18 protein-coding genes are annotated in these 16066 nt (G+C 62.9%); 9 read left to right on the top strand and 9 right to left on the bottom strand.

Annotation, left to right across the window (positions count from 1 at the left end):
• Positions 1–27: 27 nt before the first annotated feature.
• The gene (locus F3H98_RS12105) at positions 28–372 is read left to right on the top strand and encodes a cupin domain-containing protein (RefSeq protein WP_149760419.1); all 345 of its coding nucleotides are present in this window, start codon (positions 28–30) and stop codon (positions 370–372) included.
• On the opposite strand, the gene F3H98_RS12100 is transcribed toward F3H98_RS12105, so the two are convergent.
• The 3 genes from F3H98_RS12100 to F3H98_RS12090 form a co-directional block, all read right to left on the bottom strand.
• The gene (locus tag F3H98_RS12100; RefSeq protein WP_149760418.1) at positions 373–2241 is read right to left on the bottom strand and encodes an ABC transporter ATP-binding protein; all 1869 of its coding nucleotides are present in this window, start codon (positions 2239–2241) and stop codon (positions 373–375) included.
• Between the two features lie 192 nt (positions 2242–2433).
• Positions 2434–4296 carry an ABC transporter ATP-binding protein gene (locus tag F3H98_RS12095; protein ID WP_149760417.1) on the bottom strand — a complete coding sequence of 621 codons (1863 nt, stop codon included), beginning with the start codon at positions 4294–4296 and terminating at the stop codon, positions 2434–2436.
• Positions 4297–4333: 37 nt separating this feature from the next.
• On the bottom strand, positions 4334–4732 hold the full coding sequence (locus tag F3H98_RS12090) for a hypothetical protein (RefSeq protein ID WP_149760416.1): 399 nt from the start codon (positions 4730–4732) through the stop codon (positions 4334–4336).
• 428 nt (positions 4733–5160) lie between these two features.
• Between F3H98_RS12090 and F3H98_RS12085 the strand changes: the two genes are divergently transcribed.
• Positions 5161–5619 carry a tRNA (cytidine(34)-2'-O)-methyltransferase gene (locus tag F3H98_RS12085; protein WP_149760415.1) on the top strand — a complete coding sequence of 153 codons (459 nt, stop codon included), beginning with the start codon at positions 5161–5163 and terminating at the stop codon, positions 5617–5619.
• A gap of 193 nt (positions 5620–5812) precedes the next feature.
• Here F3H98_RS12085 and F3H98_RS12080 read toward each other — a convergent pair whose 3' ends face one another.
• On the bottom strand, positions 5813–7333 hold the full coding sequence (locus F3H98_RS12080; protein ID WP_149760414.1) for a putative bifunctional diguanylate cyclase/phosphodiesterase: 1521 nt from the start codon (positions 7331–7333) through the stop codon (positions 5813–5815).
• A 274-nt stretch (positions 7334–7607) separates the two neighbouring features.
• Positions 7608–9191: a winged helix-turn-helix domain-containing protein gene (locus tag F3H98_RS12075; RefSeq protein WP_149760413.1), complete on the bottom strand. Its 1584-nt coding sequence runs from the start codon at positions 9189–9191 to the stop codon at positions 7608–7610.
• 502 nt (positions 9192–9693) lie between these two features.
• Here F3H98_RS12075 and F3H98_RS12070 point away from each other — a divergent pair.
• Together F3H98_RS12070 and F3H98_RS12065 are read left to right on the top strand one after the other, a co-directional pair.
• The gene (locus F3H98_RS12070; RefSeq protein WP_149760412.1) at positions 9694–10116 is read left to right on the top strand and encodes a hypothetical protein; all 423 of its coding nucleotides are present in this window, start codon (positions 9694–9696) and stop codon (positions 10114–10116) included.
• A gap of 152 nt (positions 10117–10268) precedes the next feature.
• Positions 10269–10712, top strand: coding sequence for a DUF1127 domain-containing protein (locus tag F3H98_RS12065; RefSeq protein ID WP_149760411.1), 444 nt, complete (start codon positions 10269–10271; stop codon positions 10710–10712).
• On the opposite strand, the gene F3H98_RS12060 is transcribed toward F3H98_RS12065, so the two are convergent.
• Complete coding sequence (locus F3H98_RS12060; protein WP_149760410.1) at positions 10681–10938, bottom strand: hypothetical protein; 258 nt, start codon at positions 10936–10938, stop codon at positions 10681–10683. The genes F3H98_RS12065 and F3H98_RS12060 overlap by 32 nt on opposite strands.
• 113 nt (positions 10939–11051) lie before the next feature.
• On the opposite strand from F3H98_RS12060, the gene hemF reads away from it, so the two are divergent.
• The gene (gene hemF / locus F3H98_RS12055) at positions 11052–11966 is read left to right on the top strand and encodes an oxygen-dependent coproporphyrinogen oxidase (protein ID WP_149760409.1); all 915 of its coding nucleotides are present in this window, start codon (positions 11052–11054) and stop codon (positions 11964–11966) included.
• A gap of 3 nt (positions 11967–11969) precedes the next feature.
• On the opposite strand, the gene F3H98_RS12050 is transcribed toward hemF, so the two are convergent.
• On the bottom strand, positions 11970–12167 hold the full coding sequence (locus F3H98_RS12050) for a hypothetical protein (protein WP_149760408.1): 198 nt from the start codon (positions 12165–12167) through the stop codon (positions 11970–11972).
• 94 nt (positions 12168–12261) lie between these two features.
• Here F3H98_RS12050 and F3H98_RS12045 point away from each other — a divergent pair, with 94 nt between their 5' ends.
• The 4 genes from F3H98_RS12045 (at position 12262) to F3H98_RS12030 (ending at position 14072) form a co-directional block, all read left to right on the top strand.
• Positions 12262–13170, top strand: a complete 909-nt coding sequence (locus tag F3H98_RS12045) for a LysR substrate-binding domain-containing protein (protein WP_149760407.1) — start codon at positions 12262–12264, stop codon at positions 13168–13170.
• 32 nt (positions 13171–13202) lie between these two features.
• Positions 13203–13397, top strand: coding sequence for a type II toxin-antitoxin system VapB family antitoxin (locus F3H98_RS12040; protein WP_149760406.1), 195 nt, complete (start codon positions 13203–13205; stop codon positions 13395–13397).
• Positions 13394–13762 carry a type II toxin-antitoxin system VapC family toxin gene (locus tag F3H98_RS12035; protein WP_149760405.1) on the top strand — a complete coding sequence of 123 codons (369 nt, stop codon included), beginning with the start codon at positions 13394–13396 and terminating at the stop codon, positions 13760–13762. The genes F3H98_RS12040 and F3H98_RS12035 overlap by 4 nt, the downstream gene beginning before the upstream one ends.
• A gap of 124 nt (positions 13763–13886) precedes the next feature.
• On the top strand, positions 13887–14072 hold the full coding sequence (locus F3H98_RS12030; protein WP_149760404.1) for a DUF1059 domain-containing protein: 186 nt from the start codon (positions 13887–13889) through the stop codon (positions 14070–14072).
• A 98-nt stretch (positions 14073–14170) separates the two neighbouring features.
• Here F3H98_RS12030 and F3H98_RS12025 read toward each other — a convergent pair whose 3' ends face one another.
• Both F3H98_RS12025 and F3H98_RS12020 read right to left on the bottom strand, forming a co-directional pair.
• Positions 14171–15436 carry a CCA tRNA nucleotidyltransferase gene (locus F3H98_RS12025; RefSeq protein ID WP_149760403.1) on the bottom strand — a complete coding sequence of 422 codons (1266 nt, stop codon included), beginning with the start codon at positions 15434–15436 and terminating at the stop codon, positions 14171–14173.
• Positions 15433–16065 (bottom strand): CoA pyrophosphatase, encoded by a 633-nt coding sequence (locus F3H98_RS12020; RefSeq protein WP_149760402.1) that lies wholly within the window; start codon positions 16063–16065, stop codon positions 15433–15435. The genes F3H98_RS12025 and F3H98_RS12020 overlap by 4 nt, the downstream gene beginning before the upstream one ends.
• Between the last annotated feature and the right edge of the window lies 1 nt (position 16066).

Below are 16066 nucleotides of genomic sequence, written 5' to 3'. Positions count from 1 at the left end.
AGCTTTCCCGCAAATATAGTCCGCGCAATGGCACATGTAATCAACCGCGACGTCTGGGCAACGGCGCCCGACGGCTGGAACGGCGAACTGCAGGGCGGCGCCTATGGCGCCGGGATCTGCGTGATCTTCAACCTGCTGGACGCGCCGGGCGGCGGCCCGCGCCTGCACAAGCACCCTTATCCCGAAACCTTCATCATCCGCGCCGGCACCGGGCTTTTCACGGTAGGCGACAAGGAAATCGCCGCCACGGCCGGCCAGATCCTGGTCGTTCCGCCCGACACGCCGCACAAATTCACCAATCTCGGTCCCGGCCCGCTGGAAACCATCGACATCCACGAGAGCGGCAATTTCGTCACCGAGTGGTTGGAGTAGCTATTCCGCCGCGAGTGAGTTCGCGAGGAAGCCGCCCGACTGGCGTTTCCAGAGCTGCGCGTAGAGCCCGTTGCGCGCGATCAGCGCTTCATGCGTGCCTTCTTCCACGATGCGGCCCTGGTCGATGACGATCAACCGGTCAAGCGCTGCAATGGTGGAGAGACGGTGCGCGATGGCGATGACCGTCTTTCCTTCCATCAATTGGTAGAGATTTTCCTGGATCGCTGCCTCGACCTCCGAATCGAGTGCCGAGGTGGCTTCGTCGAGGATCAGGATCGGCGCGTCCTTCAGCATCATGCGGGCGATCGCCACGCGCTGCCGCTGGCCGCCCGAAAGCTTCACGCCGCGCTCGCCGACCTGCGCTTCGTACCCCCTGCGGCCGCGGGGGTCTTCGACATCGACGATGAAGTCGTGCGCGGCGGCGCGTTTTGCCGCGTCGACGATCTCGGCCTCGGTCGCGCCCTCGCGGCCGTAGCCGATATTGTCGCGGATCGAGCGATGCATCAGCATCGCTTCCTGGCTGACGACACCGAACTGGGCGCGCAGCGAGGCCTGCGTCAGGTCGCGGATGTCGCGGCCGTCGATGAGGATTCGCCCTCCTTCGACGTCGAACAGCCTCAGCATCAGGTTGACGATGGTGGTCTTGCCGGCGCCCGACGGGCCGACCAGCGCGACGCGTTCGCCCGGACGGATATGCAGGTTCAGGTCGTCGATGACGCCGCCTTCCTTGCCATAATGGAACGAGACGCTCTCGAAGCGGATGTCGCCGCTGGCGCGCGGCAGCGCGATGGCGCCTTCGGCGTCGCGGATCGCCGGGGTCACCGAGATCGTCCGCGTCGCGTCCTGCACCGTGGCGTAGTTGCGCACCAGCCCGTTGATGTTGAACATCATCCAGCCCGACATCTGGTTGAGCCGGAACACCAGCCCGAGGGCTGCCGCGATGGCGCCGGTCGAGATGCTGCCGCTGGTCCAGTTGACCACGGCGATGACGGCGATCAGGCTCATCATTACGCCGTTGAGGATCGCCACCGACGAGCGCACCGTGGTCACCGCCCTTGTCAGCCGCACCACCGCGGTGAGGAAGCCCTCGAGCCCGTCGCGGATATAGGCATGCTCGCGCCGACCGCTGTCGAACAGCTTCACGGCGACGATGTTGGTGAATGCATCGACCAGGCGGCCGTTGAAGATCGAGCGCTGGTCGGCCGTCTCGCGGCCTGCACGCCGCATTTCCGGCAGCAGGAACCAGACGATGCCGGCATAGCCTGCGAACCACAGCGCCACCACCACGCCCATCAGCGGGTCGAGCGAGACAAGGATGGTGATCGCCAGGATCACGAAGGTCAGGAACGACCACATGGTCTGCAGCACGTTGACGATGAAGTCGCCGACGGCCTCGCCGCCCTGCATGATTTTGGTGGCGATGCGGCCTGCAAAATCGTTCTGGTAGAAACCGTATGGCTGCTGGATGACACGCCGGAACGCCTGCCAGCGCACCATCGAATAAAACCCCGGCACCACCACCTGCTGCTCGACGACGGCCGAGGCGATCATGATGACGGCACGGACCACCAGGATGAGGAACAAAAGCCCGATCAGCGCGGGCCAGTGGTCGGCGAACAAGGTCGCCGGCGAAGATTTGTCGAGCAGGTCGATCAGCCAGCCAACCGACCAGTACATCGCCGCATCGACGGCGCCGGCCAGCCCGCCGGTGATAAGCAAAAGGACGAAAGCCCCCTTCGCCTGATTGGCGAAATAGAGGATGAAGCGCCAGGCATCCTCGGGCAAAACCTCGCGGTCGGTATCGTGAAACGGATCGATCGAGCCCTCGACCGAGCGCCAGATGCGGTCGCGGAATCCTTCGTTGCTCACCGGACAGCTTCCTGAATCGATGCTTTAAGAACCTGAATCGGCGTTTCAAACCTCAGGCGCAACATCCTTGTTCCGACTCGCTTTTTCACACACCTGCCGGGCGGAACCCCCGCCCGGCGTATCGGTTCGAATATAGGGAAACCGCGCGCGAATTCCCGTTACGGTTTTGTAATATCGCGCGCCGGACCAATATCATTCCGCCGCCTGTTCGATGAGGTCTGCGGGATCGTCATGCAGCAGGAAGCCGCCCGACTGGCGTTGCCACAGTTGGGCATAGAGCCCGCCCTTGGCAACAAGTACGTCGTGCGACCCCTCTTCGATGATCCGGCCCTTGTCCATGACGACAAGCCGGTCCATCGCGGCGATGGTGGAAAGCCGGTGTGCGATCGCGATCACCGTCTTGCCCTCCATAAGCCGGTAGAGGTTTTCCTGGATCGCGGCTTCCACTTCCGAATCGAGCGCCGAGGTGGCCTCGTCGAGAATGAGGATCGGCGCGTCCTTCAGCATGACGCGTGCAACCGCGATACGCTGTCGCTGGCCGCCGGAAAGCTTGACGCCGCGTTCGCCGACATGCGCGTCGAAGCCTTTGCGGCCCTTCGGATCGGACAGCCCGGCGATGAAGTCGAGCGCTTCGGCGCGCCGCGCCGCTTCCCGCAGCATCTCGTCGCTGGCATCCGGACGGCCGTAGATGATGTTGTCGCGCACTGAGCGGTGCAACAGCGATGTATCCTGGGTGACCATGCCGATCTGCGCGCGCAGGCTGTCCTGCGTCAGCCTCGAGATGTCCTGTCCGTCGATCAGGATGCGGCCGCGTTCGAGATCGTAGAAACGCAGCAGAAGATTGACCAGCGTCGACTTGCCGGCGCCGGAACGCCCGACCAGCCCGACCTTCTCGCCCGGACGAACCACCAGCGAAAGGTCCTCGATGACGCCCTTCTGCTTGCCATAGTGGAAGCCGATGGCCTCGAACTCGATGTTACCGCTGTTGACGACGATGTCCTTGGCGCCGGGCTTGTCCTCGACGAGCCTCGGCAGCGAGATCGAGCCAATGCCATCCTGCACAGTGCCGATGTTCTCGAACAGCGACGACATTTCCCACATGATCCACTGCGACATGCCCCACATGCGCAGCACCAGGCCGAGCACCACGGCGACCGCACCGATGGTCACCGCATTGCCGTGCCACAGCCAGATCGACAACGCGCCGACCGACACCAGCAGCGACGAATTGAGCACGTAGAGGCAGCCATAGAGCTGGGTGACCAGCCGCATCGACCGGTAGACCGTGTCCATGAAGCCCGCCATGCCCTCCCTGGCGAACGATGCTTCGCGGCGCGTATGCGAAAACAGCTTCACGGTCTGGATGTTGGTATAGCTGTCGACGATGCGGCCGGTCATGGTCGAGCGCGCATCGGCCTGCTCTTCCGCCACCTTGCCGAGGCGCGGGATGAAATAACGCAGGAGCAGGATATAGATGGCAAGCCAGACGACGAGCGGCATCGCCAGCCGCCAGTCGGCCGAACCGACGATCAGCAGCGCGCCGAGGAAGTAGATGACGACGTAATTTAGCACGTCGATCAGCTTCATCACGCATTCGCGCACGGCGAGTGCGGTCTGCATCAGCTTGGTGGCGATGCGGCCCGCGAACTCGTCCTGGTAGAAGGTCATAGACTGCTTGAGCAGGTAGCGGTGCACCTGCCAGCGGATGCGCATGGGATAGTTGCCCATCAGCGTCTGCTGGTGGATCAGCGAACTGATGAAGACAGCCGTCGGCAGCGCCACCAGCACGACGAACGCCATGCCGGCGAGCTTCCAACCCTCTGTCTGCAGGAATGTGTCGCGATTCTGCGCGCTCAGCCAGTCGACGATGTTGCCGAGGAAGCCGAACATGCCGACTTCGGTCAGCGCGATCGCCGCATTGAACAGCGCTGCCACCACAATGTAGGGCCAGGAACCTTTTGTGTAGTGTAAACAGAAGGCTACCAGCGTCTTTGGCGGCTCGACCGGCTCCTCAGCCGGAAATGGGTCGAGACGTTTTTCGAACCAGCGGAACATTTTTCAGTCTTTCAAACTATGCGGGGCTCGCGCCGCTTCAGGCGGCGCGAGGATGATCGAGATCGGACTTCTCTTGCGTCGGCGAACGTTCCACGGCGCGGCGCGACTCCACCGTGCCAATGTATGTCACCGAAGCGCTTTTGCCGACAGGCGATGCGGGGGCTCCTGACAGAGAAGCGGCAGGAGCGATTTCCAGCGCCTCCACCGGTCCGGCGGCCGACCGCACAAAGTCGATCAGCCGCCGCAACAGCGACCGGTAGTTCGGATCGGGCACCAGCGCCGTCGGGTCGACATCTGGCAACATGCCGCGATGCGAGCGTGCGGCACGGTCGGCAGCCGAACCACCACGGCTTCTTTCGCCGATGAACAGAGCCCAGGCCGCCAGCTTCATCTCGTGGATGCTGGTCCTGCCGGGAATACGGAAATAGTCAAACATGTTCACCTCCTGGAATTTGGAAGGTACGGGCAAAGGCAGCCGAAGCCTGGCAACGCACAGGCGTGCGCGGCGGCGAGGTCGGCGGATCGGAAGCAGTGTTAGGCGGGGCTTTCAGCCCGCGCGGCAGTTTGGAAAACATCGGACGATTCCTTCGGAGACCGGGAAAAAATTCCGGCGGGAATCGAGACGATGAAGCTTTGAAATGTCAGGAAAAGCGTCGAACCGAAACCGCCGTCAGGGCGTAAGCCCGCCAGTTCGGCAGGCGAAAAGTGCGATAAACATATGTACCATGCCTGCCTCCGTCGGTTCGTGTTGACAATGGCGGCTCTATAGCCGCATTCGCCGGAAATGGCTACCGCTGCGGAACGATTTTTCTCGGTCGACGGCAAGACTGTTGCCGGATAGCCACAGTCAGACGAGGCGCCCAATTGACCGAAGGCATTCGCATCGCGCTCTACCAGCCCGACATCGCCGGCAACACCGGCACCATCCTGCGCATGGCCGCCTGTCTCGGAATCGGCGTCGACATTATCGAACCGGCCGGCTTCGATATCTCCGACCGCAATCTGCGCCGCGCCGGCATGGACTATCTCGAAATGGCGCGGCTCGCCCGGCATGTCGACTTCGCGCGCTTCGAGGAGTGGCGGAGCGCCGAAGGACGCCGGCTCGTGCTCTTGTCCACCAGGGCCGCCCTGCCTTACACGCAATTTGATTTCGGAGACGGCGATATCCTGCTCCTCGGTCGCGAGTCGGCCGGCGTGCCAGACAATGTGCACGAGATCGCCGACGCGCGGCTGATGATCCCGATGAAGGGCGGCGGCCGCAGCCTCAACGTCGCACTGGCCGCGGCCATGGTGGCCGGCGAAGCACTGCGCCAGCTTGGCTGACCTCGTTGTCGTTCCGGATGTCAGCTTAAGCGCCAGCAATGTCCGCTCGCCAAGGCGGATTGTGATGGCGACCCGGTGGAATTCGGTCATTGTCGTTCCTTCGGAGTGATGCGAAGGACACTCATCTACAAGTTAAAGTTAGCTTTAAGTCAACTCATAATCTTTGGGCTTCGTCGTGGGAGAACTGCCTGAGCTATGTGGCAGCAAAGAACCGCTGGGTCTCGGCGCCGGTCACCATATCGCCAGAAGATTGGCCTTCATCCACGCCGGATTGGATCAGGGACGAGTCCTTGAGCGTCCCGGGAATGCCCTCCGCGCTCACTGCGAGCCCAAGCCCGTGCCCGAGGCCGGCAAGCGCCCGGATCACCTTCGTTGCCTCCTCCCCTTCCATGTTGCCGACGAAGCGGCGGTCGATCTTCACCTTGTCGAACTTGAATTCGCGCATGTGATAGATGTTGGAGTAGCCGGTTCCGAAATTGTCGAGCGCAATCCTCACCCCGGCCGCGCGCAACGGTCCGAGCTTGGATCTGGCTTCCTCGAAATCATGGACGATCATGCTTTCGGTGATCTCGATCTCCAGCCGACCGGGCTCGAGCCCGGTTTCTTCCAGCACCTTCATGATTGACCGGCCGAGTTCGGGATCGTTCAGCTGTCCGGGAAAAATGTCGATGGACAGCGCCACGTCGGTCGGCCAGAGAGCCGCAGTGGCGCAAGCCTGCGCCAGGACGCGCCGCGCCATCGCGTGAATGAGGCCCGTCTCTTCGGCGACCGCCAGGAAACGGTCCAGCGGCACTTCCTTGCCGTCCGCTGAAATCCAGTTTGGGATTGCCTCGAATCCGATAACAGCCCCGCTCCGCAGGTCAAAGGACGGCCGAAAGCGCGGCTGTATCTGGTCCAGCTCCATCGCCGTCCGCAGATCGCGCTCCAGGCGCCCGCGCTCACGTACGAGAACGTCCATCTCCTCTTCGAAGAAACGGAAGGCAGAGCGCCGCTCGGCTTTCGCGCGGTAAAGCGCCACATCCGCCTTGCGGATCAGGTCTTCCGCCGTCTGGGCGTCGTTGGGTAGCAGCGCGATGCCGATGCCGGCCCCGATATCGTGCTGTCCTCCAGCGGTGACGACCGGCTCGGCAAGGCCCTGGATGATCCTGAGGGCAACGTTGGTCACAGCTTCAGGGCCGATCAGATGCTGCGCCAGTACGATGAACTCGTCGCCGCCGAGACGTCCCACGAGATCGCCCTCGCGCACGGCGCGCATCAGGCGCTGGGCGGCGACCACGAGTACCGCGTCACCAGCGGCGTGGCCATAGTTGTCGTTGACCTGCTTGAAGCCGTTGAGGTCGAGCAAAAGCACGGCATGAACCGCACCCGACTTCGGCGGTGAAGCAGCCGCCATGCGCAGTGCTTCTTCGAACTGGCGCCGGTTGGGAAGCCCAGTCAGCGGATCCTGGTAGGCCAGTATACGCGCCTCGCGCTCGGCTTTCGCGCGCCGGACGACTTCACGTTTCAGGTCGTTGTAGCGGCGGGCGGCAAAGATAAGCAGGCCGAGGGCCAAAATGCCGCCGACCAGCATCGCCTCGTCGAGCAGGAATATCGCCTGCTCGGGTGTCATCTCGTCCTGGTGCAGGAAGATCTCAACTTCGAAGACGAGATAGGCGACGACCAGCACGACGGCCAGGAGCAGCCCGAGATCCTGGATGGTGACGCGACGTCTCACGATGAACCTCAAAACTCCCGATGCAAAAGGCCGGATACCGCGAGCTATCGCCCGATTCGTCCCATTCGTTACAGCCCGCTCCGCGTCGCGTATCGAGATCTCAAGCGGCTTGCCGTCGATAGTCGCCACGCCTCCCGCGAGCTGGTTCGCGATGGGGAAGCCGAACTCGGCTTCGTTCAACGGCAGCACCCGCGCCGGCGGCCGCTCCCGATGCTCCGCAAAGGATAACGGGGCGGTGCTAAAAAATCATTGAACCGGCAAGTCAAGACCCTGTTCAGCCCTGCCTGGCCCGCACTGCATCGCATTCCTGAAAACGGGCAGCACCCTTGTTGCCTTCCAGTTGTGCCGCCGTCATGCAGACGGGAAGCCCGGCCAGAACCGCGCTTTCGACCAGCAGCTGCGCCGGACGCGGCGGCAGGTAGAAACTGTACATGCCTTCCACCGTCCAGTCCGGGTCCATGCGCCCGACGCTTTCGGCGGCCCGCGCCGCCTCCTCGCGCCGTCCCAGCCGCGCCGCCGTCATCGCCAGCATCGCCGCCTCGTTGGGCGCCGTCGCGCCCATGCTTCTGGCGTAGGTGTAGGCCTTCTCAAAGGCGCGAACATGAAAATAGGCGCGGGTCAGCGCGCTGTTCCACCAGAAGGGATAGTGCGGGTTGAGCCGGATGGCGCGATCGGCCATCTCCGCTCCGCGTTCGGGCGTCGCGCTGTAGGACCAGGCCCATGCCAGCAGGACCAGCACGTCGGCATTGTTGGGCCCGAGTTCCAGAGCACGCTGGTAGTAGCGATCGCCCGCTTCGCCATCGCCCTTGAGTGTCAGGTAGGAACCCATGAAGAAGCACGTCAGCGCATCGTTGGGGTCGAGCGCCAGCGCCCGCACCATGCAGGCTCCCTGCTGCTCCAGCGCGGCGGCGCGGTCTGCCCCGCCGATCTGGATATCGATCGAGTAGGTGATGCCCATGTCGCGGATGAGCGGCGCGAAATCGGGGGCGAGCGCCAGTCCCTTGGCAAAAAGCGTGCGGGCCTCCCTCAGTCCCGCCGGCGACATCCTGTTCCTGGCCTCGACGCCCAGCAGCCAGTAATCGTAGGCGTCAAGACCGATGCCGCTCTTGCGGCGGGTCAGCACCCGTTCGGCCTCGCTGAGTTGTCCCTCCCAGCCGGTGAGAGTGGCGGCGATCTTGCCCGAAATCTCGTCCTTGACGTCGAAGAGTTGGGCGGTCTGCCGATCGTAGCGCTCGGTCCAGACGTGCTCGCCGGTTCCCGCATTGATCAGTTGCGCCGTCACGCGCAGGCGGTGACCGTCGACCTGCAGGCTGCCCGCAAGCACGTATTTGACGTTGAGCGCGTGTCCGATCGCCCGCACGTCCTCGGCCTTGTCGCGGTAGAGCTCCGACGAACTGCGCGCGATCACCGGAATGTCGCGGAACCGCGCGAGGTCGGTGATGATGTCCTCGGTCATGCCGTCGGCAAACCGCGCCCATTGCCCGTCGACATTCAAGGCGCGGAACGGCAGCACCGCGATGGCTGGCCGCACCGCGGCTTTTTGCGCGCCCCTGTCGAGCACATAACCGCGGCGCGGCACGGTCTGTATGACGGCATGGCTGTCGTCGCCCAGTGCCTTGCGGATTTCGGTAATGCACTGGACAAGGCTGTCGTCCGTCACGGCGATGTTGGCCCATACCGCCTGCATGAGCTCTTCCTTGGTGACCAGCGTGCCCGGCCGCTCGGCAAGAACCCTCAGGATATCGGCAGCCTGCGGACGCAGCGTGATCGTCGCGCCCGCCCCATCCGACACCGATCCGCGTCTCAGGTCGATCTCGCGGCCATTCAGGCGAAAGGGCGCCAACGCCGGACTATTCATCGGAAAATCCTCGCAAGCAGTCGTCGCCGTCGCCGCGGAGGTATTTCCCCGCCAGTCTACCGCAAAGCACCCCGGCGTTCCAGCATTCCCAAGGTTGCAACGCCTTTCGCGCTGTCTCCGGCCATCGTGAAATTTCGCCTAAAGATCGGCCCGCTTTCGTTACGAAAACGGCGTTTTGTTGCAGGCTTCGCGTCATGGCCGGACGAGGATCAGAGCCATGACCCAACATCGAACAATGGTCGAACTTGTCATTTCCGCCTGTCCGCCGATTTCCCTGGCTAGCCGCCAAAAGGTTGCTCGCTGGGCCGGCGACCACCCTGGCTGGCAAATCATCCATCGGGGCTATTGGGTGCCGGCACCGGCCAGTTCACATTTTTGTTTGGATGGCCGTTGAAACCGGCAATCGGCGCAATGCGTGAGACATCTCACAGAACCGCACGGCTTTTGCGGCTAGTTGGAGGACAGTACGTTGGAAACGCCGCCCCAAAGATGGGTGAATCCCATGTCACGTATGTTCACGAAACTCGCCACGTCGCATGCATCGGCCCTGCCCTGGGGCATGCCCGGTCATCGCGTCCGTAATGCACCGCGCACGATCAACCTGCGCGCTCGGCCTCGGCCTGACCGTACGGTCTACGCCGCCCCGTTCGACATGCGTTTGCCGGGCAAGCGGCTGAACGAACTCGAACCGGAGGACTGGTACCCGAAACAGCCAGTAATGAAGCGGCAACGCTTCGCGTTCCTCTGGATCGGGCTCGGCGCCCTGCGCGAACGGCTGCATCGGTACGCCGAAAGACGGGCGCTGTCGAAAGCGACCTTCATGCTTGGCTCGGCCCCGGACAGCATGCTCGAGGACATCGGAGTCAGCCGCTGCGAAATCACCTACAGCGTGCAGCACGGTCGCCATCACGACCCTGTCCGCTGAGGCAAGCAGATTGATGCGACCGACAGAATTCAGGCTCCGGCCGCGATTGTGATCGCCTTCCCGGAGCACTTCACGAAATCGTGGGGTGTTCCGGGTGGCGGCAATATCCAGGATTTCATAGCTGTCGGTTCGAATCTCGAAGAGGAGAACCCGTGCCGCGCCACCCGACCAAACGCGAAATCCCGCAAAAAGCCTTCCTGCCGCCGCGCGTGGCTGGCCGGGTTCCGATCGACAGTGGCATACCGGTCGCCATGCCCGCCACGGAAGTTTCGTGGGAAAATAGCTGGATACGCTACGCCCCTTCCACAGCCGCCCGCTTCGACGCGTCCTTTCGGCGGCAGCCGCCGGCAGCCCCGCCCCAGGTTGCCGGCGGTTATTTCGTGGCAGGCTTCTTTTCACGAATCATCGGCTTTGCTGCCACCGAACTCAGCCGGCGCGCCGAACGGCGTGCGCTGTGGCGGGCCAGCGACAGCTTGAACCGCGCTCCCGACCACCTGCTGCGTGACATCGGCATCAGCAGAAGTGAAATCGCCTACCGTCTTCATTTCGCGGAAAAACGCCGGGTCAATCCGCGGTCGGGAGCCGCCGGATGGTGAATTCGATGACATCGCCAGGGCGTTCGAACCAGCTCTCGATCTCGGTCCAGTAGGCCTGCTTCGGCCAGCGGTCGAACCATTCACGGGCTTTTTGTCGCGCATCGTTGCGTGGCAAAACGAAGGTCTCGCGCAAAAAACCGTCGCGCGGCAGCCGCGCTCGCTCCGCGCGGGCCTCATCGAGCCGCTTCTTCAGACCAGTCAGCGGCGGTCTTGCCGGGGTGCGCAACAAAGAACTCCTTGACCCTTGCATTTTAAAGATTAGGGATCGCGCCCGGAAAAGACGAGTCATTTGTGCGCGGCCTGCCGGCCGCCGCCAATTACAAGAACCGGAGACGGCGCATGGATCGCCCCGAAATCCCGGCGGGTTTGCCTGCGGACATCGAAGAGAAGAAAACCAGGGCGAAAGCCTGGTTCGAAGGACTGCGCGACAAGATCTGCACCACGTTCGAGCAGATCGAGGACGCTGTGGCCGGCCCGCAGTCCTCCTGGGCGCCCGGACGCTTCGAGCAAACCCCCTGGCAGCGCGACGACGGCGAGGGCGGCGGCGGCATCATGTCGATGATGCATGGTCGCGTCTTCGAAAAGGTCGGCGTTCACACCTCCACCGTCTATGGCGAATTCTCGCCGGAGTTCCGCAAGCAGATGCCGGGCGCGGAAGAAGATCCGCGTTTCTGGGCGTCGGGCATTTCGCTGATCGCGCACCCCTGGAACCCGCATGTACCGGCTGTGCACATGAACACCCGCATGGTGGTGACGTCGCGCCAGTGGTTCGGCGGCGGCGCCGACCTGACGCCGATGCTCGAGCGGCGGCGTAAGCAGGACGATCCCGACGCGCAGGCTTTCCACAAGGCGATGCAGTTTGCGTGCGACAAGAATGCCAAGGTGGCCGATTATGCCCGGCTGAAAGCCTGGTGCGACGAGTATTTCTTCCTGCCGCACCGCAACGAGGCGCGCGGCATCGGCGGCATCTTCTACGACTGGCTGCATTCGTCGCAGGAAGACGGGGGCTGGGCTGCTGACTTCCGCTTCACCCAGGATGTCGGCCGCTCGTTCCTGGTCGTCTACCGGCACCTGGTCGAAGACAACTTCAACCTCAACTGGACGGACGCCGAACGCGAGGAACAGCTGATCCGCCGCGGCCGCTATGTCGAGTTCAACCTGCTTTACGACCGCGGCACGATCTTCGGTCTGAAGACCGGCGGCAACGTCAACTCGATCCTCTCCAGCCTGCCGCCTGAAGTGAAATGGGTTTAAACACTACTCGCGGCTATATGACCTGAGCGCTGCGGGCGGCAGGTCGGCGAGTTCCAGCGGGCTCATCGCATCGAGCGTCGGATGCGAGAGCGGGTCGCGCATCCAGCGTTCGCAAGCGGCTTCGGTGACTGCTGCCGCGGGGAAGCCACGGGCGATGGTGCCGGCTATTTCCGTGGCGATGATTGAGATTCTCTCGAACATTGCTCGGCCTCTCGATTCTCTTCTACCATAAATTTCTTGTTTCCTCAGGTGGATTTCAATGGAGATTGCCATCCCCGCGATATAGAAAAACTATATGAAGAACCTGAACCGGGTGCATCTCAACGGCTTGCGTGCGCTGGAAGCGGCGGGCCGTCTCGGCTCATTGCAGCGCGCCGCCGATGAACTTGGCGTGTCGCCTGGCGCCGTCAGCCAGCAGATCATCAAGACCGAGCGGCAGCTCGGAACCACTGTCCTCGAGCGCACGCCGCGCGGCTTCGAGCCGACGCAGTCCGGACGGCTCCTGCTTGCACGGCTTTTTGCGGGGTTCCGCGAACTCGACACGGCGGTGGAAGCAGCGGCAGGACAGACTGAGACCACCTTGACCATTTCGGTCGCCCCCTTGTTCGCCTCGAAATGGCTGGTGCCTCGGCTGAGCCGCTTCCGGAAACTGCATCCCGACATCCGCGTGCGTCTGGAGGCGACCACGGAACTTGCCGACCCCGACCGCTCCGATATCGACCTCGCCCTTCGCATCGGAACCGGAAACTGGCCCAGGGTCAGGGTCGAGTTCCTGCTGCCGCAGGAGGTGTTTCCCGTCTGCGCGCCCGAACTTGCGGCACAGCTCTCGACGCCAGCCGATCTGGCGAGGCTGCCGATCGTGCGCGACACCAATTCCAATCTCTCCTGGGACCAGTGGCTCAGGCCTTTCGGGCTTTCGGAAACCATGCTGGCGGCCGGCGACACCTTCACCGATGCCGGCCTCTGCCTCGAAGCGGCGATTGCCGGACAGGGCGTGATGCTGGCCTGGCAGACGCTTGCTCTGGATGCGATCCGCTCCGGACTGCTGGTCGCGCCCTTCCGCGAGCGCATACGCTCCGAATTCGGCTATTTCCTCATCACTTCGGCAACACGGCGCGAAGCCAAGAAAGTGTCGCAATTCCGCGAATGGCTGAAATCGGAAATCGCGGCGAGCGAGGAAGGCATGGAAACCGCCATCAAATGATGCTAAATTCGTGCCAGTATATGGAGACCGAAATGCGTACGACCATTGCCCTCGATGACGATCTGTTGGTCAAGGCCCACGCCCTCACGGGGATGGATGAAAAATCGGCTTTGGTTCGCGAGGCGCTCAAGGCCTTGATCGAGCGTGAAAGCGCCCGACGTCTGGCACGTCTTGGCGGCAGCGAACCCGAATTGATCGCACCACCCCGTCGCCGGACAGCCTTATGATTCTTGCCGATACCTCTGTCTGGATCGACCATCTACGGAGCAGTGACGAGCGCCTCGTCGCCCTGCTCGAAAGGACCGAGGTTGTCATGCACTCGTTTGTCAGTGGCGAATTGGCGCTTGGAAATCTCGCTCAGCGAGCCATCATCCTGGGCACTCTGCAGGATTTGCCACAAGCAAGTGTCGCCAGCGACGAGGAAGTGCTGCATTTTATCGAAAAGCGATCCCTTTTTGGAAGGGGTATCGGTTATGTCGACGCTCATTTGCTGGCAGCGGTCCAGTTGACACCGGGTACAAGCCTGTGGACCCACGACAAGCGGCTTCACGCGACAGCCGAAAGTCTTTCCTTGGCGGCCAAAGTCGTCTGAGGAATCTGGTTCCGCTCTGATCTTCGAGGCTGATACAGGAGCCCTCCTCCGACATTTGTGCAACCGTTTCCGCCTCAGCGTGTTATGGTGAGCCAGTGACCAGAACGAAGAAGGGAGAAGCCCGATGAAGGAATTTCACTGTGGGACCCTCGTCCCCGGCTGCGACTGGCACACCCGCCATGAGGAAGAAGCCGAGATCATGCGCCGCGTCGCCGAACATCTGCGCGAGACGCATGGCGAGACGATCATCCGCGAGACGATGATCGAGGCGATCCGCTCTCGTATCGAAAAGGTTCGTGACGCCGCCTAGAGCATTTTGCAGCCCGGTGGATCACCTGGCGTCGCACAAATGCGGCTAAACAAACAGATAGAGCGGAATGCTCGATTCCACCTGATTGCGTTTTGCGGTCAGGCCTTCAGGATTTCCGCAGCGCGTTCAAGCAATGCGCTGCGGCCAAGCGTGAAGCCGGTTTCGATCCACAACGCTTCAAGCTCTTTCAGCATCTCGCCGATCCGCTTGCCGGGTTTCATGCCGAGTTCAGCGAGATCGTTCCCCCTTAAGGGAAACTCCGGCTTCTGCCATCTTTCCGCATAGGCGAGCAGCCGCGAATAGCCGCCGGCCTCGACCAGCGCCTGGGTGTCCTCGACGGCCCTGGCCCGCGCTGACGCAAGCGACAGCTTCAGCCGGTCGACAAATCCCTGCCGATCTCCGCGATAGAGCTTCTTCGCCAGTTCCGCCTCGCTGGCATTGGCGCCGACCGGCTCAGTCGAGGCCCATTGGCGCAGGCGTTCGGCCTGGGCGTTGGAGAGCCGCAGCCTTTCTGCGAGTGCGGCCATGCGCGCCGCATCCGGCGGCACGATGGCTTCCAGCCTGACGAGCGGATCACTTTCCCAACCCAGATCCCGCTCCGCCTTCACCAGCCCGTGGATAGAGTCGATGCCCCACTTCTCGCTTTCGGGAAGCGCCTTCGTCAGCACGCCTGCCTGTCGCATCCACAGCAGCGCACGCGACGGATCGGGCGCCGACAGGAGCTTCTTCAGCTCGGCCCAGACTCGTTCGGCCGAAAGCTGGTCGAGCCCGTCCTTCAGCCGGGCGCAAGCCTTCAGCCCTTCGGCGTCCGGACGTCCGGCGCCGTACCAGGCGAAGAACCGGAAGAAGCGCAGGATGCGCAGGTAGTCCTCGCGGATGCGCACTTCGGGATCGCCGATGAAGCGCAGGATGCGCTTTTCGAGATCGGCAATGCCGCCGACGAGATCGACCACCGTGCCGTCGGCCTTGGCGTACAGCCCGTTGATGGTGAAGTCGCGTCGCTCGGCGTCGCGTTTCCAGTCGCGCCCGAACAGCACCTTGGCGCGGCGCCCATCGGTCTCTATGTCGGCCCGCAGCGTCGTCACCTCATAGGGTCTGCCATGGGCAATGACGGTGATGGTGCCGTGCTCAGCCCCGGTCCCGACAGCCTTGAAGCCAGCCGCTTCGGCAAGCCGCACCGTCTCCTGCGGCAAATTGGTGGTGGCGATGTCGATATCGCTGACCGGCTGGCCGAGCAGCGTGTTGCGCACCGCGCCGCCGGCGATCCTTGATTCTTCGCCAGAAGTCGAGAGAACAGCGAGAAGCCGTTGAAGTACAATGTCTTTCAGCCATTGCGCCGAGGCAATAGAGACGCCTGTCGTCACGCGTAGAGCCTCTCGTAGAGGGTGCGGATAATGCCGGCCGTGACGCCCCAGATGTAGCGTTCGCCGAATGGCATCGTGTAGTAGAAGCGCTCCTTGTCCTGCCAGACGCGGCTTTCACGGCGGTGGTTTGCCGGGTCCATCAGGAAGGACAGCGGAACCTCGAAAGCGTCGTCGACCTCGTCGCGGTTGATGGTCAGCAAATAGTCCGGACGCACGATGCCGAACACCGGGACGATGCGGTAGCCGCTGCCGGTGACATAATCCGGCATGCGCCCGACGACATCGATATCGGCTGCACCCAACCCTATCTCCTCGAGCGTCTCGCGCACTGCGGCGTCCTCCGGCGAAGCGTCGGTCGGGTCGATGGCGCCGCCCGGAAAGGCGATCTGGCCGGAATGGCTGCGCATCTTTTCGGTGCGCTTGGTGAGCAGGACGTTGGCATCGCCGCCATGGTCCACCACCGGAATGAGCACCGCCGCATCCCTGAGGTTCGGCCGCACGATCATGTCGCGCAGATCCGGGTTAAGCCGATGATCGCCATAGTCTGTGCCCGGCTCGAAGACGCTTTGCCGGGCGGCGCGCAATTTGAAATCCTCGGCCGAAAACGGTTTTGCTGTCACGGCATCCATG

Source organism: Neomesorhizobium albiziae, from assembly GCF_900114255.1.
In the GTDB taxonomy this organism is placed as follows: domain Bacteria; phylum Pseudomonadota; class Alphaproteobacteria; order Rhizobiales; family Rhizobiaceae; genus Neomesorhizobium; species Neomesorhizobium albiziae.
Note: the sequence above shows the minus strand (reverse complement) of the source record. Positions and strands in the feature narration are given on the sequence as shown.